Source organism: Sphingomonas vulcanisoli (assembly GCF_011761305.1).
Classification (GTDB): Bacteria; Pseudomonadota; Alphaproteobacteria; order Sphingomonadales; family Sphingomonadaceae; genus Sphingomonas_I; species Sphingomonas_I vulcanisoli.
In genome coordinates, this window is sequence record NZ_JAAOZC010000006.1 from 104,303 (window position 1) to 124,089 (window position 19,787).

Below are 19,787 nucleotides of genomic sequence, written 5' to 3' on the forward strand. Positions count from 1 at the left end.
CGGCCCGGCCCACGGCACCCCCGATATGTCCGCGATCGTCAGGCCGCGAAGCGCTGAACGAACTCGCCCGTCGTCTGATCGAGTTTGCTAAGGCTTTGGTCGACCGCGCGAAAGCCTGTCTCGAGCTCGTCGATATCGCGTGCCACCTGCTCGGTCTCGGTGCGGATCGCGGCGATCGTGTTCGACATGGCATCGGCAGCCAGCGCGGTCTCGTCGACCGCGGCGGTGATCATCGTCACGGTCTGTGCCTGCGTTTCCATCGCGCGGCGGATGCGCTCGGCGGAGCTCTGGACGTCGCCGATCGTGGCGCGGATGATGCTGTTGGCATCCACGGTCTGCCGGGCTGCCCCCTGGATCGCGCCGATCTTGGTGGCGATGTCATCGGTGGCGCGCGCGGTCTGGCTGGCGAGGCTCTTCACTTCCTGCGCCACCACCGCGAAGCCGCGGCCTGCATCGCCCGCCCGCGCCGCCTCGATCGTGGCGTTGAGCGCGAGCAGGTTGGTCTGCCCGGCGATGTCGCGGATCAGCCCGAGAATCGATTCGATTGCCTGGGTATGATCGGAAAGCGCGCGGCTGACCGCCACGGCCTGATCGGATTGCTCACCCGCCCGCGTCGCGACCCCAGCCGCGACTTCGACCTCGCCGCGCGCCTCTTCGATCGCGCGGATCAGCCCGGCCGCGGTCTGCGCTGCTTCGCGCATCGCCACCGCCGATTGTTCGGATGCAGCGGCGACTTCCGAGGTCTTGCCGAGCATGCCGCGGGTTGATCCCGCAGTTGTCGCGGTGCGCTCCTGCAAAGTCGCGGCGTCCGAGACGGTGCTCTGCAGGATCTCGACGACGGTCTGTTTAAAGGTTTCGCCCGCGGCGACATTCGCCGCGGCAGTGTGGCGCCTCTCGAGCAGGGAAACCTGTCGGAAAACGATATCGGTCTCGATCAGGGAAATGCGCTGCAGCGTGGTAACTAAGCGGCGCAACATATCGCGATCGTTGAAGAACTTCGTCCTGATCTTCTCCAGCAGCGCCGCAAATTCATGGCTTGTCTGCGCGACGACCATAGGCAGCGGGATCTTGATATGGAAGAGTTCGCGGCCGCTCAGCGCGAGCTGCAGGATCCAGTCGCGCGAGATCGGCATGGTATATTTGTTGGTGACGTGCGCGCGGTAACGCTCGATGATCATCGATTCAGGCGTATTGCCGATATGCTTCCTGTTTGCCGCGATCTTGCGCGCCATGATATCCGCGGATTCCATGATGATCTCGCTCGCATGCTCCCACACGAACGCCAGATCCGCCGCCAGCCTGCCATCGCCGTTATAGGTTTCGAGGCGAATCGCGATGTCTTCTTCGGGCAGATCGATCATCACCTCCGGGGGAAGCTCGATCAGCAAATAATCCTGGACCATCGAACTACTCTCCATGACGGCGTTTCTAGCGCCTCTTAGACTCGATCTGGTAAACAGGCCGTTAGCCCCGCGCGGCGCCATTATCCCGCGTTGCAACAACGGCACTTTGGGCTAAAGGGCTCTCCATCCGTCACTTTGGGGACTTGTCTAAACGACATGGCGCGCAATCCCGCCCGGCCACTCTCGCCGCATCTCACGATCTGGAAATGGGGGCCGCACATGCTGGTCTCTATCCTCCACCGCGCCACCGGCTCGGCCCTTGCCATTGCGGGGGGCGTCCTGTTCATCTGGTGGCTGACGGCGCTGGCGGGCGGCGAGGCAAGCTACGCACACTTCATCGATCTGATGACCTCGGATCGCACTGGCAAACTCAACCTGATCCCGGCGATCGTGCTGATCGGGCTGACCTGGTCGTTCTTCCAGCACATGTGTTCGGGCATCCGCCACCTGCTGCTTGATACCGGCGCGGGCTATGAGCTCAAGCTCAACAAAATGGGTTCGATCGCGACGATCGTAATCTCGGTGACGCTGACGATCCTCGTCTGGTTCGCCATTTTCGCGCGGGGGATCTGATGGGTACGGGAACGGGGATCGGCCGGGTTCGCGGCCTCGGATCGGCCAAGCACGGCTCTCATCATTGGTGGCAGCAGCGGCTGACCGCGGCCAGCAACCTGCTGCTGCTCGTATGGCTCGTGGTGTCGCTGCTGCGCCTGCCGCTGTATGACTATCGCGCGCTGGTGCTGTGGCTATCGAGCCCTTGGGCGAGCGTGCCGCTGATCCTGGCGACAATCTCGGTCTTCTATCACCTCCGCCTCGGCCTGCAGGTGGTGATCGAGGATTATCAGCATGATTTCAGCCGCGTCATCGCGCTGGTGCTGCTCAACTTCTACGCGATCGCGGGCGCCGCGCTCGCCATCTTCGCCATCCTCAAAGTCGCTTTCTCCGGAGCCGTCGCCTGATGCCTGCTGCCTACCAGATCATCGACCATGTCTATGACGCGGTCGTCGTCGGCGCGGGCGGCTCGGGCCTGCGTGCCACGATGGGCTGCGCCGAGAAGGGGCTGAAGACCGCGTGCATCACCAAGGTCTTTCCGACGCGCTCGCACACCGTTGCGGCGCAGGGCGGGATTGCGGCGAGCCTCGGCAACAACACGCCCGATCACTGGACCTGGCACATGTACGATACCGTCAAGGGATCGGACTGGCTGGGCGACCAGGACGCGATCGAATATATGGTCCGCGAGGCGCCGGCGGCGGTGATCGAGCTGGAACATGCCGGCGTGCCGTTCAGCCGCAACGATAACGGCACGATCTACCAGCGCCCGTTCGGCGGCCACATGCAGAATATGGGCGCCGGCCCGCCGGTGCAGCGCACTTGCGCCGCTGCCGACCGCACCGGCCACGCCATGCTCCACGCGCTCTACCAGCAGAGCCTGAAGTATGACGCCGATTTCTTCATCGAATATTTCGCGCTCGATCTCATCATGGAGGGCGGCGAGTGCAAGGGCGTGATCGCGCTCTGCATGGAGGATGGATCGATCCACCGCTTCCGCAGCCACGCCACCGTGCTGGCGACGGGCGGCGGCGGCCGGATGTATTTCTCGGCGACTTCGGCGCACACCTGCACCGGCGACGGCAACGGCATGGTGCTGCGCGCCGGCCTGCCGTTGCAGGACATGGAATTCGTCCAGTTCCACCCGACCGGCATTTACGGCGCGGGCGTGCTGATCACCGAGGGCGCGCGCGGCGAGGGCGGCTATCTCACCAATAGCGAGGGCGAGCGCTTCATGGAGCGCTATGCGCCGTCGGCGAAGGATCTTGCCAGCCGTGACGTCGTCGCGCGGTCGATGGCAGCGGAGATGCGCGAGGGGCGCGGTGTCGGCCCCAACGGCGACTATATTTACCTCCATCTCGATCATATCGATCCCAAGGTGCTGCATGAGCGGCTGCCCGGCATCACCGAGACGGGCAAGATCTTCGCGGGTGTCGATCTCACCCGCCAGCCGCTGCCGGTGACGCCGACGGTCCATTACAACATGGGCGGCGTACCCTGTAATTTCCACGGCGAAGTCGTGACGCTCAGGGACGGCAACCCGGATTCGGTGGTGCCCGGCCTGTTCGCGGTGGGCGAGGCGGCCTGCGTTTCGGTGCATGGCGCCAACCGCCTCGGCTCTAACTCGCTGATCGATCTCGTGGTGTTCGGCCGCGCAACCGGCTTCCGCATTGCGGAACTCGTCCAGCCGATGAGCAAGCACGGCAGCGTGGTGGCAGAGGCTGATGACAAGGCGATCAGCCGCCTCGATCATTTCCGCAATGCCAGCGGCGCGACGCCGACCGCCAAGATCCGTCTCGATATGCAGCGCACGATGCAGAAGCATTGCGCGGTGTTCCGCGATACGGCGCTGCTGCGCGAGGGTGTCGAGAAGGTCGATACGATCGTCGCCAGCATCCAGGATGTCGGCATCAAGGATCGCTCGCTGATCTGGAATACCGATCTGGTCGAGACGCTGGAGCTGGATAACCTCCTGCCTCAGGCGGCGGTGACGATCCATGGCGCGCATAACCGCCACGAAAGCCGCGGCGCGCACATGCACGAGGATTATCCCAATCGGGACGACGCGAACTGGATGAAGCACACGATCAGCTGGTTCGAAAAGGGCCGCGTGACGCTCGATACCCGCCCGGTCCACGAATATACGCTCACCGACGATGTGGAGTATATCAAGCCCAAGGCGCGGGTTTATTGAGACAACAAAAATCCCGGCTCCATCGGAAGCCGGGCTTTTTGTTCGGATCGGGGTTTCGCTTTAGTAGCAGTAGCGGACGGGAAAGTAGCGCCCGCGATAGCCATCCCAGCGCCAATCGGTCCGGCACTCGCCGTACCCATAGGCATAGGGGTCATCATAATAATAGCCCGGGGCGTACCCCTTATAGCCGCCATAATAAGGCCGCGAGGCAATCGCTGCGCCGACGCCCAGACCGATGATCCCGGCCGCGACCGCACCGCCGCCCCAACCGCCACGGTAGCCGCCGTGCCAGCCACCGCGATACCCGCCGCCGCCGTGAAAGCGTTGCGCATCCGCAGGAGCGGCTACGCCGATCGCGCTGCTCGCCAGCGCCAGACCCGCGAGGGCCGATGTAATGAACTTACGCATACGAGGTCTCCATTCTCTGGCCGGTAAAACGCGCGAGCGTTGGATTGGCTCCTGCCTCCGCCCTGCTGAACCGCGTGAAAATCGAGCATTTATCGGGCGTTAAGCCAACACTTTAAACCTCTTGGCCGGGCCTGGTGCCATCGTTACGGAACCGTGTAGAGATCAAGCGGTTGAGAGCGCGACACCTTTACAGCCGGAGACCATCACGATGGCCGATACACCTTCCGACAGCACGCCCGAAACTGCCACTCCTCCGCCCCGACGCCGGCGCGCGCGTGCGGAACCGACGGTAGCAAAGCCCAAGCGTGCCGCCGCTGCCAAACCCGCCCGCCGCGCCACCACGCGCCGTACGCCGAGCGTGAGCGAGTCTGTGGCAGCGCCGAAGCGGACCGTTAAGAAGGCGGCTGCGGCCGCAACGACCGCCACCACCAAGGCCGTCCGCAAAGCCAAGCCGAAAGTTAAGGCCGTCGCGAACAAGGTGGTTGAGGCCGAGCAGTCCGTCACCAAGAGCAAGGTCGGTCGCGGCTTCCTGATCGGCGGCGCGCTTGCCGCGATCGCTGCGACGGTGGCCGGCATCTTCGGCCGCAAGAAGATCGCCGAAGCTACGACAAAATCGATAGACAAGGTCATGGGCGAACCGGAGCGGGAGCCCGGACAGCCCACCATGTCGGCTGATTGATTCCACGCGAGGCGCGGCGCGACGTCTCGCGCCCGCCTTGCCGTTCAGTCCATATCGACGTGGATCTGTTCGCGCTCGTGATCACGGCACGAACGGTCCAGCCGCCAGGCGAGCCCTGCGGTGAAGATGCACATCACCGCCACGCTCATCAGCACGCCGACGATCGACACGCCGATCTGGGTCAGCCCGGCGGCAAGAAGTGCGCCCACCACCATCGCCCCGGAATTGACGATGTTGTTCGCCGCGACGGTGCGTGCGGTCTGCTCGATCTCGACGGTCGTCGTCAGGAAGGCATAGAGCGGGACGACGAACATGCCGCCCGTCACCGCGATCCCCAACAACGACAGGTTCGCCAATGCCGAATGGTGGTGCGTCAGGAACTCGCGGAGCGTGAACAAGGTGCCCGGCGGGGCCGGGGTCCAATTCTCCGCGGCGATGCTCATCAGCACCACGAACAGCGCCATCGCTGCGACCGATCCGGCGGCGTAGCGCGCGGAAACCCGGCCGCCGAGCAGCCGGTTGATCAGCACCGATCCGATCGCGACGCCGACCGAGAAGATCGCCAGGAAGATGCTCGCCACCTCCTTGTCCGCGGTAAAGACGTTTTTCACGAGCGGCGGGAATTCGATGATCAGGATCGATCCGATCATCCAGAAGCAGCTGATCGCCAGGATCGCGTTGAACAGGCGCGGGATGTGCATCGTCGCCGCGATCAGCCGTCCCGAGGATCGAATGAGGTGCCAATCGAGCTTCTTATGCTCGCCGGTGGGCGGGGCAGGGGGGACCGCCCGTGCCGTGATCCAGCCGAGGATCGCGACAACGATCGCCAGTACGGCGGCTGCCTGGGCGTTGATCTTGCCCGCCAGGATCGTCCCCGCGAGGATCGCGCAATAGGTGCTCGCCTCGACCAGGCCGGTGCCGCCCAGCACTTCGTCGCCCTCCAGATGCTGGGGCAGCAGGGCATATTTGATCGGGCCGAAAAAGGTGGAGTGGACACCCAGCGCCAGCACCGCCGCCAGCATCAGCGGGATCGATTGCATCAGCAGGCCCGCGCTGCCCGCCACCATGATGCCGATTTCGATGGTTTTGACGATGCGGATGATCCGCGTCTTGTCCATACTGTCGGCCAGTTGGCCCGACAGCGCCGAAAACAGGAAGAAGGGAAGAATGAACAGGCCCGTGGCGATGGCCGAAAAGGTCGCTTCGGCGCGGGCGTTCGAATAAATTTCATAGGTGGCGATCAGGATCATCGCCTGCTTGAAGAGATTGTCGTTGAAGGCCCCGAGGAACTGGGTTGCGAACAAGGGAAGGAATCGCCGCGTCGTGAGCAGCCGGAAGGAAGCCTTCATCGGGAGGCGTGTCGCAGCGGGGGCCAGCTCATCGTTGCACGGCCCCTTAGCCCAAGCTTCGCGCCGGTTCCAACCCTTCGGAGCATCATGCCGATGAAATCGCCCGTGATCGAAACCGCGCGCCTGCGCCTGCGGCTTCACGCCCCGGTTGACCTCGAACCGCGCACCGCCATGCTGCTGGAGGAGGAAACGATGCGTCATATCGGCGGCGCCGCTGCTGATTATGGCGCGGCGCGCGAGGATTGTTGGGCGCGAATTCAGCGTTACGTCGGCCATTGGGCGCTGTTCGGCTGGGGGATTTTTGCGGTAGAAGACAAAGCGACGAGCCAATTTGTCGGTGAAGCGGGAATCGCCGATTTCCATCGCGGCCTCGGCCCGGATTTCGATGCCACACCAGAAGGCGCCTGGGTGCTGCGCCAGGCGGCGGCGGGCCGAGGCTATGCCAGCGAGGCGATGACGGCGGCACTGGAGTGGTTCGTATCCGAACGCGGGGCCCAAAGGATTGTCTGCATCATCGATCCGCTCAATCTCGCTTCGATCCGCGTCGCCCAGAAGCTCGGTTTCGCGGCCTATGACGAGCGCGCTTATCACGGCGCGCCCAAGCTGCTCTTCGAAAGGCTACCGTGAAGCGTTTTCCTTCGCGGAGAACCTGCTCTAGGGTGGTCATACGATGCTGACGTTGCCCAACATTCTCACCTTGTCGCGCATCTTCGCGATGCCGATCCTGGTGGCGTTGCTGTGGCATCCGAAGCCCGCGGATTTCGCGATCGCGCTGGTTCTCTATGTGCTGGTCGCCGTGACCGATTATTTCGACGGCTACCTTGCCCGTGCGCAGGGCGCGGTGTCGCGGCTCGGTATCTTCCTCGATCCCATCGCCGACAAGATCATGGTGGCGACGGTGATCGTGATGCTGCTCTATACGCGGGTCATCGATGGGCCGGCGGTGATCGCCGCGCTGGTGATCCTGCTGCGCGAGATCGCGGTTTCGGGCCTGCGCGAATTTCTGGCGCAGCTGCGCGTATCGATGCCGGTCAGCCAGCTCGCCAAGTGGAAGACGACCTTCCAGCTCGCCTCGCTCGGCCTGCTGATCGGCGCGGGCGCACTGCCGCAGACGCCGTCGATCGGCTGGGCGGGATTGTTCTGCCTGTGGATGGCGGCGGGGCTGACCCTGGTGACCGGCTGGGATTATCTGCGCGTCGGCCTGAAGCATATGGATTGAGCCGCCGATGGCGCTCGACATTCTCTATTTCGCCTGGGTCCGCGAGACAATCGGCAGGGATCAGGAGCAGGTCGATCCCCCCGCCAGCGTCGAGACCGTGGCGGATTTGATCGAGTGGCTCTCGCAGCGCAGCCCTGCCCATGCCGAGGCGCTCGCCGATCGCCAACGGCTGCGCGCGGCGGTCGATCACACCTTCGCCGATCCCGCCGCCCCCATCGCCGGCGCGCGCGAGATCGCGCTGTTTCCGCCGGTGACGGGCGGATGATTGCGATCCAAATCCAGCGCGAAGCCTTCGATCCTGGTGCGCTGCAGGCCGATCTCGAAGCCCTAGGCGGTGGCGGCGTGGCGACGTTCACCGGCGTGGTACGCGGGGAGGGCGGGCTGAGTGAGCTGGTGCTGGAACATCACGCCGCGATGACTACGAAAGCGGTGCGCGCCATCGCCGATCGCGCAGCTGCGCGATGGACCCTGCTCGGGCTGACCATCGTCCATCGCCACGGATCGCTTGTCCCCGGCGACCGGATCGTGTTCGTCGGCGTCGCCGCGCGGCATCGGGGGCCTGCGCTGGAGGCCTGCGCCTTTCTGATCGATTGGCTGAAAACCCACGCACCCTTCTGGAAACGAGAGACTTTCGCGGATGGCACAACGCGCTGGGTCGAGCCCCGCGCCGAGGATGACGCGGCTGCGGCGCGCTGGGGCGGCTAATCGGTCTCAACCCCTCCCTTGCAAGGGAGGGGCAAGGGGTGGGTGAGCATCTTCGGGGTTCGATGCCCCGACGATGCTTTTGGGTGCAGGGCCGTAAGTCTTTTGGGCGCGCAGACGCGCGCACCCACCCCTCAATCCCCTCCCTAAAAGTAGGGAGGGGAGTTTTTACGCCGCCTTGCGATCGTCGCCGCTCTCGCCCGCACCCCGGCGCAGCGCATCGGCGAGAAGCTGGAATTCCTTTTCGCGCGGGCTGCCCGCGCGCCAGACCAGGGAGATGCGCCGTGCGGCATTTTTGGCGTCCAGCGGCCGCGCCACGACACGGGTATGATCGAGCAATCCGGCCTGCAGCGCCATATGCGGCAGCATCGTCACGCCCAGGCCATTCTCCACCATCTGGACCAAAGTGTGCAGCGAGGTGCCCATCATAGATGCCTCGGCGCGCAGTTCGGGGCGGTTGCACGCGCCCAGGGCATGTTCCTTCAGACAGTGGCCGTCTTCCAGCAACAGCAACTGGCTCGGCTCGATCAGATCGGGGGTGATCGTCGCCGGAAGGCCCTTGGCGCTTCCCGGCGGAAAGGCGACATAGAGCGGGTCCAGAAAAAGCTCGGCGTGATCGAAATCACCGCAGGCATAAGGCAGCGCCAGCAGCACGCAATCGACCTGCCCGCGGTGCAGCGATTCACACGCCGCGCCCGACGTTTCCTCCCGCAGATAGAGCTTGAGATCCGGCCAGTCCTCGCGCAGCCGCGCCAGCACGCGGGGCAGCAGGAAGGGCGCAATGGTAGGGATAACGCCCATGCGCAGCTCACCCGAAAGCGGCTTGCCCCCGGCCTTGGCCAGCGCCGCCAGTTCCTCGGCCTCGCGGAGAACACGCTGGCCTTTGTCGGCGACACGCTCCCCCAGCGTGGTAAAGCGAACGACGCGGCGCGTGCGCTCGACCAACATCACGCCTAAGAGGGACTCGAGTTCGCGCAAACCGGCTGAAAGCGTCGATTGCGTCACATAACATGCGTCAGCGGCACGACCGAAATGGCCGTAGTTTCGCAACGCCACGAGATATTGTAGTTGTTTCAGCGTTGGAAGATAAGTCGACATTGATCGCCTCAGTCGATGAGTTTCCGCGAATTAATCAATTTGAACAATCACGTTGCATTCCTTATCTAAACCTACGTAGTTTAACGGATACATAAAAAGCGGAGACTTCAAAAATGCTTACCGTCGGTGATAAATTCCCGTCTTTCGTGCTTCCTGTGCAACAGGGTGTTGCGGCTCTGCCGAATGGCGAGACGATCGACACCGGCGAGACCGGCGGCAAGTGGAAGGTCGTGTTTTTCTGGCCGAAGGATTTCACCTTCATCTGCCCGACCGAGATCATCGGCTATGGCGAGCTGAAGGATGACCTCGCCGATCGTGACGCGGTGCTGATCGGCGCCTCGACCGACACAGATTTCGTCCACTTCGCGTGGCGCAAGTCGGACGAGCGGCTGGCCAATTGCGAATTCCCCTGGATCGCGGACAATCAGAAGAAGCTGGCCAATGCGCTTGGGATTGTCGATGCCGAAGCCGGCGTCGCCTATCGCGCCACCTTCATCGTCGATCCGCACAACGTCATTCAGCATGTCACGGTCAACGGCCTCAATCAGGGACGCAACCCGCAGGAAGCCATCCGCGTGCTCGATGCGCTGCAGACCGATGAGCTCTGTCCCTGCAACTGGCAGGCCGGCGAAGAGGTTCTGAAGCCCGCAGCCTGAGTGTGATGATCTTCGGGGGCGCGGGTGGCAACGGCCGTCCGCGCCCTTTTTCTATCCATTTTGATGGGAGACAGCCATGTCGCTCCGCGATTTCGCCGCCGAACTGCCCGATTATGCGAAGGATATCCGGCTCAACCTCAATTCACTGGCGACGGACGCCGTGCTGAGCGATCAGAAGAAATATGGGTTGCTGCTCTCCACCGCACACGGCTCGGGCTACAAGCCGCTGGTCGAGGCGGCCGAGGCGGAATGCGCGCCCAAGCTTTCGCCCGAAGCCGCCAATGCCGCGCGTTCGGCCGCGGCGATCATGGCGATGAACAACGTCTATTATCGCTTCGTGCATCTGGCTTCGAACAAGGAATATGGTCAGCTGCCCGCCAAGCTGCGGATGAACGTGATCGGTGCGCCCGGCATCGACAAGGCCGATTTCGAGCTCTTCTGTCTGGCGGTTTCCGCGCAGAACGGCTGCGGCATGTGCATCGATGCGCATGAAAAGGTGCTCAAGGGCCACAATGTCCCCACCGAGACGATCCAGGCGGCGGCGCGCTACGGCGCGGTGATGACCGCGGCGGCGACGGTTCACGCCACGCGGGTGTGATCGGCGTCAGGCGTCTCCGGCGCTCGTGCCGGATCGCCGCGCCAGATAGCCGTCGAGCAGCACCAGCAGGTGCCCGAAGATCAGGAACGCCGCTGAGATCGCCAGTACATAAGCGGTGACGCCTGCCCAGCCGATCCGGCCCGGATCGATGAAGGGGTAAGGGTAGAAGCCGCCGGTCGCGCCGCGGATCAGTGCGTAGCCGAGATAGACGATCGGGAAGATCGCGATCAGCCAGGGGTCGCGTCTCCGCAGCCGACCTTTCTCGGCAAGCATCAGCCAGGCGCCGATTGTCAGGAGCGGTACGGCATCGTGGAGCAGCGCATTGGTCACCAGCCGCCAGCCCGTCGGATGGATGATCCGCCGCAGCATCAGTTCGAACACTGCGCCGACCAGCGCCATCGTCATCGCCAGCCCGGCCATCACCAGCGGATGCCGCAACCTGGTCGATCCCAGCGCGATCAGCGTGAAGACGATCGCCACCGTCAGATTGGAAAGGATGGTGAAGAAGATCGACAGCCACCACAAAGCCTGCTCGAAACTGTGCAGGCGGAGCGACGACAGCGTAACCTGCAGGATCAGTCCGCTCCATCCCGCCGTCGCAATCGCCGCGGCCCATGCGCGCCATTTTCGTTCGGTCATGGCTGCGTCATAAAGAATCATTCGGTTGCCGTCTTGTGACAGAGCGACGAGCTGTGAAACGCTTGCTCGGCTCCTATGCTTTTGTTACGTGACAACGTAATAAAATTACGCAGGATGTTGATCTGCGTCCGAGCGCCTCGCTATGCGTTCGAACAGGATGGATGAGATGGCCGAAGCACCCGCCGCCCCGAACATGACCCCGCTGTCGTTCCACGTGCCCGAGCCGCGCTTTCGGCCGGGCGACGCGGTGGATTATGCCGATTTCGATCGCGGCGAGGCGGGGGCGGTGGCGCGGCCCGATGTCGCCGCTTTGCCCGCCGACATGCGCGGCCATGCTTACTCGCTGGTCCGCGTGCTGGACGATGAGGGCGTGGCGCACGGCCCGTGGAACCCGCGCCTGTCGCCCGATCGCCTGCGCCGGATGCTGCGCGACATGGCGCTGACCCGCGCGTTTGACGATCGCATGTACCGCGCCCAGCGCCAGGGCAAGACCAGCTTTTATATGAAGTGCACCGGCGAGGAGGCGACCTCGATCGCCGCCGCGCACGCGCTGGATCGCGGGGATATGTGCTTCCCCTCCTATCGCCAGCAGGGCCTGTTGATCGCGCGCGGCTGGCCGATCGGCCAGATGATGAACCAGATCTATTCCAACGCGGGCGACAATCTCAAGGGTCGCCAGATGCCGATCATGTATTCGGCGCGCGAGGCGGGCTTCTTCTCCGTATCGGGCAATCTCACCACGCAATATCCGCAGGCGGTGGGCTTCGCGATGGCGTCGGCCTCGCGCGGGGATACCAGGATCGCTGCCTGCTGGTGCGGCGAGGGATCGACCGCCGAGGGCGATTTCCATTCCGCCTGTACCTTCGCCGCCGTCTATCGCGCGCCGGTGATCCTGAACGTGATCAACAACCAATGGGCGATCTCCAGCTTCTCCGGAATCGCCGGTGCGGAGGCGACCACCTTCGCGGCACGCGGCATCGGCTATGGCATCGCCTCGCTGCGCGTGGACGGCAACGATATCCTCGCCTGCTATGCCGTGCTGGACTGGGCGGCCGAGCGCGCGCGCGGCAACCACGGCCCGACCCTGATCGAATATTTCACCTACCGCGCCGAGGGCCACTCCACCTCGGACGATCCCACCAAATATCGCTCCGCCGAAGAGCGCGGCGCCTGGCCGCTCGGCGATCCGATCGTCCGGCTCAAGCAGCATCTGATCGGCCTCGGCGAATGGGACGAGGAGCGCCACGCCGCGATGGACAAGGAAGTGGCCGAGTTCATACGTGACGAGGGCCGCAAGGCCGAAGCGCAGGGCACGCTCCACGATGGCCTCAGCCAGCCCTTCACGACGATGTTCGAGGATGTGTTCGAGGAGCAGCCTTGGCACCTCAAGGAGCAAAGCGCGCAGATGCAGGCCGAGCGCAAGGCGGCGGGGATATGAGGGCCGTGCGCGCACTCCCTCTCCCCGTCGGGGAGAGGGCTGGGGTGAGGGGGAGCGAGGCGAAGCCGAGCGCTTGTCCTATCAGGCCGGGCCACCCTCACCCAACCCTCTCCCTCAAGGGAGAGGGCTTATGAGCAGTTCCCCCGCCACCGAAACCCGCTCCATGAATATGATCCAGGCGATCAACAGCGCGCTGGACGTCTGCATGGATCGCGATCCCGCTATCACCGTGATGGGCGAGGATGTCGGCTATTTCGGCGGCGTGTTCAAAGCCACCGAGGGCCTTCAGAAGAAATATGGCAAGGGCCGCGTGTTCGATACGCCGATCAACGAAGGCGGCATCATCGGCGTCGCGGTCGGCATGTCGGCTTATGGCTTGCGCCCGGTGCCCGAAATCCAGTTCGCCGATTACATCTATCCCGGCCTCGATCAGCTCGTCTCCGAGGCAGCGCGGCTGCGTTATCGCTCGGCGGGCGAGTTTACCGCGCCGATCACGGTGCGATCGCCGTTCGGTGGCGGCATCTTCGGCGGCCAGACGCACAGCCAGAGCCCCGAGGCTTTGTTCACCCATGTCGCGGGCATCAAGACCGTGATCCCCTCCAATCCCTATGACGCCAAGGGGCTGCTGGTGGCGGCGATCGAGGACAATGATCCGGTGATCTTCTTCGAACCCAAGCGCATCTACAACGGCCCGTTCGATGGCCATTACGATCGCCCGGTCACGCCTTGGGCCAAGCATCCGCAAAGCCAGGTGCCCGAAGGCTATTACCGCATTCCGCTCAGCCAGGCGGCGGTGGTGCGCGAGGGCGAGGCGGCCACCATGCTCGCGTATGGCACGATGGTCCACGTCGCGCTCGGCGTGATCGAGGCGAGCGGCATCGATGCGGAGGTGATCGATCTGCGCACGCTCTGGCCGGTCGATATCGAGACGATCGAGGCGTCGGTGAAGAAGACCGGCCGCTGCATCGTCGTCCACGAGGCGACGCGCACAGGCGGCTTCGGCGCGGAGCTTTCGGCGCTCGTCCAGGAACGCTGCTTCTACCATCTCGAGGCGCCGATCGAGCGCGTGACGGGCTGGGACACGCCCTATCCGCACAGCCTCGAATGGGCTTATTTCCCCGGGCCGGTCCGGCTCACCCAAGCACTCAAGCGCGTGATCGAGGCATAAAATGGCGCGGACGTCTTTCAAGCTGCCGGATATCGGCGAGGGCATCGCCGAGGCGGAGATCGTCGCCTGGCACGCCAAGGTGGGCGATATCCTCGAAGAGGATGCCCCGCTCTGCGACATGATGACCGACAAAGCGACGGTGGAAATGACCGCGCCGGTTTCGGGCAAGCTGGTCGAGGTCGCCGGCGAGGTCGGTGAGATGATCGCGATCGGATCGGTGCTCGCGGTGTTCGAGGGCGAGGGCAGCAGCGAGAAGCCGACCATCCAAGTTGCCCCGCCCGAAGCGAGCGCCGTCGCGCTGAGCGAGCCGATTACTCCCCTCCCTGAAAGGGAGGGGCCGGGGGTGGGTAGCGAGCGCAGCGAGCATTCCGCGACGGACCCGCAACCCGCGCTCGGTCACGGCAACAAAAAGTCGGAAACTCCGTCGCGAGAGCCGACGCCTGCGGCGTCGGCACCCACCCCCAGCCCCTCCCTTGCAGGGAGGGGAGAAGCTAAGCGCACGCTCGCATCGCCCGCCGTCCGCGATCGGGCCAAGGCGCTGGGCATCGATCTCGCCGAGGTCCACGCGCCCGATGGCCGCGTCCGCCATGCCGATCTCGACGCCTTCCTCGGCTACAACGCCGGCAAGGGCTATCGCGCGGCGGCGCCCGCACGCCCCGACGAGCAGATCAAGGTCATCGGCATGCGCCGCCGCATCGCCGAGAATATGGCCGCCTCCAAGCGCCACATCCCGCACTTCACCTATGTCGAGGAATTCGACGTCACTAAGCTGGAGGAGCTGCGCGCCGATCTCAACGATACGCGCGGCGCCAAGCCCAAGCTGACCATGCTGCCGCTGCTGATCGTCGCGGTGTGCAAGGCGCTGCCCGAATTTCCGATGATCAATGCCCGCTATGATGACGAGGCGGGGGTGGTGACGCGGCACGGCGCGGTGCATCTCGGGCTGGCGACGCAGACCGATGCAGGGCTGATGGTGCCCGTGATCCGCGATGCGCAGGCGCTCAACGTCTGGCAGTTGGCGACCGAGATCCGCCGTCTCGCCGAGGCCGCGCGCAGCGGCAAGGCGAAGAGCGAGGAGCTTTCGGGATCGACGCTGACTTTGACCTCGCTCGGGGCGCTCGGCGGCATCGCCACCACGCCGGTGATCAACCGCCCCGAGGTAGCGATCTTGGGGCCCAATAAGGTGGTGGAGCGGCCGATCATCCGCGATGGCGAGATCGTCGCGGCCAAGCTGATGAATTTCTCGATCAGCTGCGATCATCGCGTGGTCGATGGTTGGGATGCGGCGAGCTTCGTGCAGTCGGTCAAGCGGTTCGTGGAGACCCCGGCGCTGCTGTTCGTGGACTGACCTTCATCCTCCCCATGGTTTCATGGGGAGGGGGACCATCCGTAGGATGGTGGAGGGGAATCTTCACCGTCACGCATTTCCCCTCCACCGCTCTTCGAGCGGTCCCCCTCCCCAGCAAAAGCTGGGGAGGAAGGATTACAACCGCCGCATGAACAGCTCCTCCACGCGGTGATCCGGCCCTTTGTGGATCACCAGATCGGCGCGCGCGCGGGAGGGTTTGATATTCTCGGTCAGGTTTATAGCGTTGATCTCGCGCCATAGTTTCTGCGCGAAGGCCTTCGCTTCGCCGGTGGTCGCTCCCGCCATATGGTGGAAATAGCTGTTGGGATCGCGGAACGTCGTTGCCTGGTGGGTCAAGAACCGATCCAGATACCAGCGCGCGATATCCTCTTCCTTGGCGTCCACATAGATGGCGAGGTCGAAGAAATCGCTCGCGGTATAGAGCGCGCCCTCGCGGGATGTCGCGCCGATCTGCAGCACGTTCAGCCCTTCGAAGATCAGGATGTCCGGCGCCTGGACCTCCTGATAGGCGCCCGGCACCAGATCGTAGGCGAGGTGCGAATAGACGGGCAGGCGGCCGTGTCCGGTGGTGCGCACCTCGAGCAGAAATTCGATCATCCGGCGGATATCATAGCTTTCGGGAAAGCCCTTGCGGTCCATCAGCCCGCGCTGCTGCAGCGTCGATGTCGGATGGAGAAAGCCGTCGGTGGTGACGAGATCGACCTTGGGATGATCGGGCCAGCGTGAGAGCAAGGTGCGGAGCACGCGCGCCATCGTGCTCTTGCCCACCGCCACCGATCCTGCGATCGCCACCACATAAGGCCGCTTGGCGGCGGGGCGGCCGAGGAAATCGTCGGTCACGCGCGCCAAACCACGCGCGGCGCCGATGTGCAGGTTGATCAGGCGGGTGAGCGGCAGATAAATATCCTCGACCTCGGCGAGGCTGATTGGCTCGTTGGCGCCGCGCAGCCGGGCCAGATCGTCCTCGGTGATGGTCAGCGGCACGGCGGAGCGCAGCCGCGCCCAGGCGGCGCGCGGGAAGTGCGTCGCGCCGGCAAGATCGTCGACGCGCGGCGCGTTCTCGCGTTTGCTCTGGATCGACCGCACCACGCCCATTCTTCCGCTCCCACAGGGCAACCGAGGCGCGCGCTTTAGCCGATACTTTTGCTGGAGCGAAAGGGCGCCTTATCTCTCTCGTCACCCCGGACCTGTTCCGGGGTCCACGCCACAATCAAATCCGGAGCAAGCGGATGGGTGGATGCCGGAACAAGTCCGGCATGACGGCGGACGGGTGGGGTGCAATAAGGCGCGCTTACCCCTATCAGGCCCATATGCCCCTTCCCGTTGTCGCCATCGTCGGCCGTCCCAATGTCGGTAAGTCCACCCTGTTCAATCGGCTGGTGGGCAAGAAGCTCGCGCTGGTCGACGATCGTCCCGGCGTCACCCGCGATCGGCGCGAGGGTGATGCGACTTTGCTAGGCCTGGAATTCAAGCTGATCGACACCGCGGGCTTCGAGGATGAAGATGCCCAGAGCCTGCCCGGCCGCATGCGACAGCAGACCGAGGCGGCGGCGCTCTCCGCCGATGTCGCGCTCTATCTGTTCGATTCGCGCGCCGGCGTCACTCCGCTCGACGAGACGATCGCGCAATGGCTGCGCAGCCTCGATACGGTGGTGATTCCCGTCGCCAACAAGGCCGAGGGCAAGGCCGGCGAGACCGGGATCATCGAAGCCTATGCGCTCGGCCTCGGTGATCCGATACCTTTCTCGGCCGAGCATGGCGAGGGTCTGGTCGATCTGTTCGAGGCGCTGCGCCCGCATATCGAGCGCGAAGAAGAATATCCGGACGAGCCCGAGGATCCGTTCGCGGATGGCCCGCTCAAGCTGGCGATCGTCGGCCGCCCCAACGCCGGCAAGTCCACCCTGGTCAACAAGATGCTGGGCGAGGAGCGGATGATAACCGGACCGGAGGCCGGGATCACCCGCGACAGCATCACGATCGATTGGCAATGGAAGGATCGCGATGTCCGCCTGATCGATACCGCGGGCCTGCGCCGCCGCGCCAAGGTGGAAGACAAGCTCGAGCGGCTCTCCGCAGCCGATACGCGCCACGCGGTCGATTTCGCCGAAGTGGTGGTGCTGCTGCTCGATGCCACGCGCGGGCTGGAGGCGCAGGATCTGCGCATTGCCTCGGACGTGATCGAAGAGGGCAGGGCGCTGATGATCGCCATCAACAAATGGGACGTCGCCGAAAACCCGTCCGGCCTGCTCAACGGCATCCGCGGCGCGCTGGAAGAGGGGCTGGCGCAGGTGAAGGGTCTGCCGGTCATCACCGTCTCGGCCTTCACCGGGCGTGGCATCGATCAGTTGCTGGAAACCGCCTTCGCGATCCGCGAGGAATGGTCGAAGCGCGTCTCGACCGGCCAGCTCAACCGCTGGTTCGAACGTGCGCTGGAGGCCAATCCGCCGCCCGCGCCCGGCGGCAAGCGCATCAAGTTGCGCTACATCACCCAGGCCCGCACCCGCCCGCCAACCTTCATCCTGTTCGGCAACCGCGTCGACGAACTGCCGGAAAGCTATCGGCGGTATCTGGTCAACGGCATTCGCAAGGAGCTGGGCTTCGGCGGCGTGCCCGTGCGGCTGACGATGCGCGCGAGCAAGAATCCGTTCGGCAATAAATGATCGAGGCGCCTGGCGAGACGATCGTCGATGCGCGCGGCATGCGCTGCCCATGGCCGGTGTTGCGCCTCGCCAGGGCGATGAAGGGCGCCGAGGCGGTGATACTGCTGACCGACGATCCCGCTGCGCCTGCCGAGATCGATGCGCTCGCTCGATCAAGCGATTGGGACTTGATCGAAATAAGTGGTGGATTTTCGGTTCGGCGATCGGCCGCATAGGAAATGCGTTAACCAGTTCGCGCTACTTCCCCGTCAGAGTTTCAGTGCCAACTGGGGATAGTGATGGATCTGGATGGCGACATGATCGTGGACCGCGAGGCGTTCAATGCGCTCCGGCGGCAGATCGGTGCCGATTTTGGTCGGATTATCGGCTATTTTCGGGAAGACGGCATCAAATCGATCCGCCTGATCGAAGATGCCATGCGCAATCTCAACGCGGCGGCGCTGGTACGTCCGGCGCATACGTTAAAGGGCGAATCGCTCCAATTCGGTGCCGAACCACTGGGCACCACTGCCGAGCGCATCGAACGCGCGGCGCGTGACGCGGTGGAGATGCACGATTTCCCGCACGATATCGCCGACGAGGTGGCCAAGCTGCGCCCGCTGTTTCAGGAAACGCTGGCCTTCTTCGATAAGGAGGTGCCGCCGGCTGTAGTGGCTGCCGCATCCGTTCGCCGCGCGGGAGGCTTCGGCCGCAAGATCGGCTGAGGCCGGCCGGGGAGCCCGAACCGCAGCTTAATTCCGGGTATCATGAAATTCCTGCTTGACCGCTATTCACGGGCGTATCTACCGCTTCGCAAGGCCTCGGCCGTGCGCGTACCGCAACACCGCGGTCCAGTTGGGGGAGGCGAATGGTCGATCGAGAGCAATTGCGGGACGTCACCACCGCCGATGGCGTGATGCCTGTCTATGTCGCCTATCCGAAGACTGCCCCCGCGCCGCTGATCGTCATGTATATGGACGTCAACGGCATTCGGGATGAACTGCGCCGCTTTGCCGCGCGCCTGGCGGGGCATGGCTTCGTCGTCGCTTTGCCCGATCTCTATTATCGCTTCGGCACGGGCATCGCGTTCGATCATCGCACGGCGGTCCACGAGCGCCCGCAGGCGGAGATCGATCACCTCCGTACTCTGATGACCGCGCTCAAGGATGAGATGGTGATGCGCGATACGCTGGCCCTGGTGGCGGCGTTCGAGGACGATCCCCGTGTGGCGCCCGGTCGGGCCGGCAGCATCGGCTATTGCATGGGCGGGCGGTTCGTCGTCCGAACGCTGACCGAACTGCCCGATTACTTTGCTGCCGGCGCCGCGCATTTCCCGACCAGCCTGGTGACCGACGCCGAGGATGCGCCGTACCGCAGCCTCAGCCGCGCATCCGGGCCGCTCTACATGTGCTTCGGCAGCGAAGACTTCATGATGCCCGCCGAACGGATCGATACCTTGCGCCGCGCGATCGCGGAGGCGGATATCGATTGCACGCTGGTCGTCCACCCGGGCGCGCCGCATTCCTATGCGTTCGCGGAACGGCCATCGAGCTATGACGCGGCTGCGGCGGAAGAGGATTGGGCGCAAAGCATTGCGCTGTTCCAGAAGGTGCTGGCCGTTCGATAAAAAAATCCTCTCCCGCCAGGGGGAGGTGGCGCCGAAGGCGTCGGAGGGG

General features: G+C 64.3%; 23 protein-coding genes. 17 read left to right on the plus strand and 6 right to left on the minus strand.

Features of this window, described 5'->3' with window-relative positions; all coding sequences use genetic code 11:
• Positions 1–38: 38 nt before the first annotated feature.
• Positions 39–1,418 carry a methyl-accepting chemotaxis protein gene (locus FHS31_RS12155; RefSeq protein ID WP_243843439.1) on the minus strand — a complete coding sequence of 460 codons (1,380 nt, stop codon included), beginning with the start codon at positions 1,416–1,418 and terminating at the stop codon, positions 39–41.
• A 141-nt stretch (positions 1,419–1,559) separates the two neighbouring features.
• On the opposite strand from FHS31_RS12155, the gene sdhC reads away from it, so the two are divergent.
• Genes sdhC through sdhA form a run of 3 tightly spaced genes read left to right on the plus strand, consistent with a single transcriptional unit; the run spans position 1,560 to position 4,149 of the window.
• Entirely contained in the window at positions 1,560–1,976 is a 417-nt protein-coding gene (sdhC, locus tag FHS31_RS12160; protein ID WP_167073886.1) for a succinate dehydrogenase, cytochrome b556 subunit, read from the plus strand.
• Positions 1,976–2,362 carry a succinate dehydrogenase, hydrophobic membrane anchor protein gene (gene sdhD / locus FHS31_RS12165; protein ID WP_167073888.1) on the plus strand — a complete coding sequence of 129 codons (387 nt, stop codon included), beginning with the start codon at positions 1,976–1,978 and terminating at the stop codon, positions 2,360–2,362. Before sdhC ends, sdhD begins: the two co-directional genes overlap by 1 nt.
• Positions 2,362–4,149, plus strand: a complete 1,788-nt coding sequence (gene sdhA / locus FHS31_RS12170) for a succinate dehydrogenase flavoprotein subunit (protein ID WP_167073890.1) — start codon at positions 2,362–2,364, stop codon at positions 4,147–4,149. Before sdhD ends, sdhA begins: the two co-directional genes overlap by 1 nt.
• A 60-nt stretch (positions 4,150–4,209) precedes the next feature.
• On the opposite strand, the gene FHS31_RS12175 is transcribed toward sdhA, so the two are convergent.
• A complete protein-coding gene (locus tag FHS31_RS12175; protein ID WP_167073892.1) occupies positions 4,210–4,557 on the minus strand; it encodes a hypothetical protein in 348 nt (115 codons plus the stop codon).
• Between the two features lie 208 nt (positions 4,558–4,765).
• Between FHS31_RS12175 and FHS31_RS12180 the strand changes: the two genes are divergently transcribed.
• Positions 4,766–5,236 (plus strand): hypothetical protein, encoded by a 471-nt coding sequence (locus FHS31_RS12180; protein WP_167073894.1) that lies wholly within the window; start codon positions 4,766–4,768, stop codon positions 5,234–5,236.
• Positions 5,237–5,280: 44 nt separating this feature from the next.
• On the opposite strand, the gene FHS31_RS12185 is transcribed toward FHS31_RS12180, so the two are convergent.
• Positions 5,281–6,585: an MFS transporter gene (locus FHS31_RS12185; protein WP_167073896.1), complete on the minus strand. Its 1,305-nt coding sequence runs from the start codon at positions 6,583–6,585 to the stop codon at positions 5,281–5,283.
• Positions 6,586–6,678: 93 nt separating this feature from the next.
• Between FHS31_RS12185 and FHS31_RS12190 the strand changes: the two genes are divergently transcribed.
• From FHS31_RS12190 to FHS31_RS12205, 4 genes are read left to right on the plus strand one after another with little or no spacing between them, the layout of a single operon-like run.
• Positions 6,679–7,212, plus strand: coding sequence for a GNAT family N-acetyltransferase (locus tag FHS31_RS12190; protein WP_167073898.1), 534 nt, complete (start codon positions 6,679–6,681; stop codon positions 7,210–7,212).
• A gap of 43 nt (positions 7,213–7,255) precedes the next feature.
• A complete protein-coding gene (gene pgsA, locus FHS31_RS12195) occupies positions 7,256–7,804 on the plus strand; it encodes a CDP-diacylglycerol--glycerol-3-phosphate 3-phosphatidyltransferase (protein WP_167073900.1) in 549 nt (182 codons plus the stop codon).
• A gap of 7 nt (positions 7,805–7,811) precedes the next feature.
• On the plus strand, positions 7,812–8,069 hold the full coding sequence (gene moaD, locus FHS31_RS12200; protein ID WP_167073902.1) for a molybdopterin converting factor subunit 1: 258 nt from the start codon (positions 7,812–7,814) through the stop codon (positions 8,067–8,069).
• A complete protein-coding gene (locus FHS31_RS12205; protein ID WP_167073904.1) occupies positions 8,066–8,509 on the plus strand; it encodes a molybdenum cofactor biosynthesis protein MoaE in 444 nt (147 codons plus the stop codon). Before moaD ends, FHS31_RS12205 begins: the two co-directional genes overlap by 4 nt.
• A 165-nt stretch (positions 8,510–8,674) precedes the next feature.
• Here the strand turns inward: FHS31_RS12205 and FHS31_RS12210 are convergent, their stop codons facing one another.
• Positions 8,675–9,604, minus strand: coding sequence for a hydrogen peroxide-inducible genes activator (locus FHS31_RS12210; protein WP_167073906.1), 930 nt, complete (start codon positions 9,602–9,604; stop codon positions 8,675–8,677).
• A gap of 113 nt (positions 9,605–9,717) precedes the next feature.
• Between FHS31_RS12210 and FHS31_RS12215 the strand changes: the two genes are divergently transcribed.
• Both FHS31_RS12215 and ahpD read left to right on the plus strand, forming a co-directional pair.
• Positions 9,718–10,260 carry a peroxiredoxin gene (locus FHS31_RS12215; RefSeq protein WP_167073908.1) on the plus strand — a complete coding sequence of 181 codons (543 nt, stop codon included), beginning with the start codon at positions 9,718–9,720 and terminating at the stop codon, positions 10,258–10,260.
• Positions 10,261–10,336: 76 nt separating this feature from the next.
• Positions 10,337–10,858: an alkylhydroperoxidase, AhpD family gene (gene ahpD, locus FHS31_RS12220; protein WP_167073910.1), complete on the plus strand. Its 522-nt coding sequence runs from the start codon at positions 10,337–10,339 to the stop codon at positions 10,856–10,858.
• A gap of 6 nt (positions 10,859–10,864) precedes the next feature.
• Here the strand turns inward: ahpD and FHS31_RS12225 are convergent, their stop codons facing one another.
• Positions 10,865–11,497: a Pr6Pr family membrane protein gene (locus FHS31_RS12225; protein WP_167073912.1), complete on the minus strand. Its 633-nt coding sequence runs from the start codon at positions 11,495–11,497 to the stop codon at positions 10,865–10,867.
• Between the two features lie 166 nt (positions 11,498–11,663).
• Here FHS31_RS12225 and FHS31_RS12230 point away from each other — a divergent pair, with 166 nt between their 5' ends.
• The 3 genes from FHS31_RS12230 to FHS31_RS12240 all read left to right on the plus strand — a co-directional run bounded on the left by FHS31_RS12230 (position 11,664) and on the right by FHS31_RS12240 (position 15,451).
• Entirely contained in the window at positions 11,664–12,935 is a 1,272-nt protein-coding gene (locus FHS31_RS12230; RefSeq protein WP_243843440.1) for a 3-methyl-2-oxobutanoate dehydrogenase (2-methylpropanoyl-transferring) subunit alpha, read from the plus strand.
• A gap of 163 nt (positions 12,936–13,098) precedes the next feature.
• Positions 13,099–14,103: an alpha-ketoacid dehydrogenase subunit beta gene (locus tag FHS31_RS12235; protein ID WP_167074048.1), complete on the plus strand. Its 1,005-nt coding sequence runs from the start codon at positions 13,099–13,101 to the stop codon at positions 14,101–14,103.
• 1 nt (position 14,104) lies between these two features.
• Positions 14,105–15,451, plus strand: a complete 1,347-nt coding sequence (locus FHS31_RS12240; protein WP_167073916.1) for a dihydrolipoamide acetyltransferase family protein — start codon at positions 14,105–14,107, stop codon at positions 15,449–15,451.
• Positions 15,452–15,586: 135 nt separating this feature from the next.
• On the opposite strand, the gene coaA is transcribed toward FHS31_RS12240, so the two are convergent.
• Positions 15,587–16,567 carry a type I pantothenate kinase gene (coaA, locus tag FHS31_RS12245; protein ID WP_167073918.1) on the minus strand — a complete coding sequence of 327 codons (981 nt, stop codon included), beginning with the start codon at positions 16,565–16,567 and terminating at the stop codon, positions 15,587–15,589.
• A gap of 215 nt (positions 16,568–16,782) precedes the next feature.
• Between coaA and der the strand changes: the two genes are divergently transcribed.
• From der to FHS31_RS12265, 4 genes are all read left to right on the plus strand, one after another.
• Positions 16,783–18,132, plus strand: a complete 1,350-nt coding sequence (gene der, locus FHS31_RS12250; RefSeq protein WP_167073920.1) for a ribosome biogenesis GTPase Der — start codon at positions 16,783–16,785, stop codon at positions 18,130–18,132.
• Positions 18,129–18,347, plus strand: a complete 219-nt coding sequence (locus FHS31_RS12255; RefSeq protein WP_167073922.1) for a sulfurtransferase TusA family protein — start codon at positions 18,129–18,131, stop codon at positions 18,345–18,347. Before der ends, FHS31_RS12255 begins: the two co-directional genes overlap by 4 nt.
• A 63-nt stretch (positions 18,348–18,410) precedes the next feature.
• Positions 18,411–18,836: an Hpt domain-containing protein gene (locus FHS31_RS12260; RefSeq protein WP_208408697.1), complete on the plus strand. Its 426-nt coding sequence runs from the start codon at positions 18,411–18,413 to the stop codon at positions 18,834–18,836.
• 143 nt (positions 18,837–18,979) lie between these two features.
• The gene (locus tag FHS31_RS12265) at positions 18,980–19,738 is read left to right on the plus strand and encodes a dienelactone hydrolase family protein (protein WP_167073924.1); all 759 of its coding nucleotides are present in this window, start codon (positions 18,980–18,982) and stop codon (positions 19,736–19,738) included.
• The last annotated feature ends 49 nt before the right edge of the window (positions 19,739–19,787 follow it).

What these genes read in the sequence shown, in the direction of transcription:
- FHS31_RS12155 (WP_243843439.1), bottom strand. Translation starts at nt 1,418, where the DNA reads ATGGAGAGTAGTTCGATGGTCCAGGATTATTTGCTGATCGAGCTTCCC.
- sdhC (WP_167073886.1), top strand. Translation starts at nt 1,560, where the DNA reads ATGGCGCGCAATCCCGCCCGGCCACTCTCGCCGCATCTCACGATCTGG.
- sdhD (WP_167073888.1), top strand. Translation starts at nt 1,976, where the DNA reads ATGGGTACGGGAACGGGGATCGGCCGGGTTCGCGGCCTCGGATCGGCC.
- sdhA (WP_167073890.1), top strand. Translation starts at nt 2,362, where the DNA reads ATGCCTGCTGCCTACCAGATCATCGACCATGTCTATGACGCGGTCGTC.
- FHS31_RS12175 (WP_167073892.1), bottom strand. Translation starts at nt 4,557, where the DNA reads ATGCGTAAGTTCATTACATCGGCCCTCGCGGGTCTGGCGCTGGCGAGC.
- FHS31_RS12180 (WP_167073894.1), top strand. Translation starts at nt 4,766, where the DNA reads ATGGCCGATACACCTTCCGACAGCACGCCCGAAACTGCCACTCCTCCG.
- FHS31_RS12185 (WP_167073896.1), bottom strand. Translation starts at nt 6,585, where the DNA reads ATGAAGGCTTCCTTCCGGCTGCTCACGACGCGGCGATTCCTTCCCTTG.
- FHS31_RS12190 (WP_167073898.1), top strand. Translation starts at nt 6,679, where the DNA reads ATGAAATCGCCCGTGATCGAAACCGCGCGCCTGCGCCTGCGGCTTCAC.
- pgsA (WP_167073900.1), top strand. Translation starts at nt 7,256, where the DNA reads ATGCTGACGTTGCCCAACATTCTCACCTTGTCGCGCATCTTCGCGATG.
- moaD (WP_167073902.1), top strand. Translation starts at nt 7,812, where the DNA reads ATGGCGCTCGACATTCTCTATTTCGCCTGGGTCCGCGAGACAATCGGC.
- FHS31_RS12205 (WP_167073904.1), top strand. Translation starts at nt 8,066, where the DNA reads ATGATTGCGATCCAAATCCAGCGCGAAGCCTTCGATCCTGGTGCGCTG.
- FHS31_RS12210 (WP_167073906.1), bottom strand. Translation starts at nt 9,604, where the DNA reads ATGTCGACTTATCTTCCAACGCTGAAACAACTACAATATCTCGTGGCG.
- FHS31_RS12215 (WP_167073908.1), top strand. Translation starts at nt 9,718, where the DNA reads ATGCTTACCGTCGGTGATAAATTCCCGTCTTTCGTGCTTCCTGTGCAA.
- ahpD (WP_167073910.1), top strand. Translation starts at nt 10,337, where the DNA reads ATGTCGCTCCGCGATTTCGCCGCCGAACTGCCCGATTATGCGAAGGAT.
- FHS31_RS12225 (WP_167073912.1), bottom strand. Translation starts at nt 11,497, where the DNA reads ATGACCGAACGAAAATGGCGCGCATGGGCCGCGGCGATTGCGACGGCG.
- FHS31_RS12230 (WP_243843440.1), top strand. Translation starts at nt 11,664, where the DNA reads ATGGCCGAAGCACCCGCCGCCCCGAACATGACCCCGCTGTCGTTCCAC.
- FHS31_RS12235 (WP_167074048.1), top strand. Translation starts at nt 13,099, where the DNA reads ATGAATATGATCCAGGCGATCAACAGCGCGCTGGACGTCTGCATGGAT.
- FHS31_RS12240 (WP_167073916.1), top strand. Translation starts at nt 14,105, where the DNA reads ATGGCGCGGACGTCTTTCAAGCTGCCGGATATCGGCGAGGGCATCGCC.
- coaA (WP_167073918.1), bottom strand. Translation starts at nt 16,567, where the DNA reads ATGGGCGTGGTGCGGTCGATCCAGAGCAAACGCGAGAACGCGCCGCGC.
- der (WP_167073920.1), top strand. Translation starts at nt 16,783, where the DNA reads ATGCCCCTTCCCGTTGTCGCCATCGTCGGCCGTCCCAATGTCGGTAAG.
- FHS31_RS12255 (WP_167073922.1), top strand. Translation starts at nt 18,129, where the DNA reads ATGATCGAGGCGCCTGGCGAGACGATCGTCGATGCGCGCGGCATGCGC.
- FHS31_RS12260 (WP_208408697.1), top strand. Translation starts at nt 18,411, where the DNA reads ATGGATCTGGATGGCGACATGATCGTGGACCGCGAGGCGTTCAATGCG.
- FHS31_RS12265 (WP_167073924.1), top strand. Translation starts at nt 18,980, where the DNA reads ATGGTCGATCGAGAGCAATTGCGGGACGTCACCACCGCCGATGGCGTG.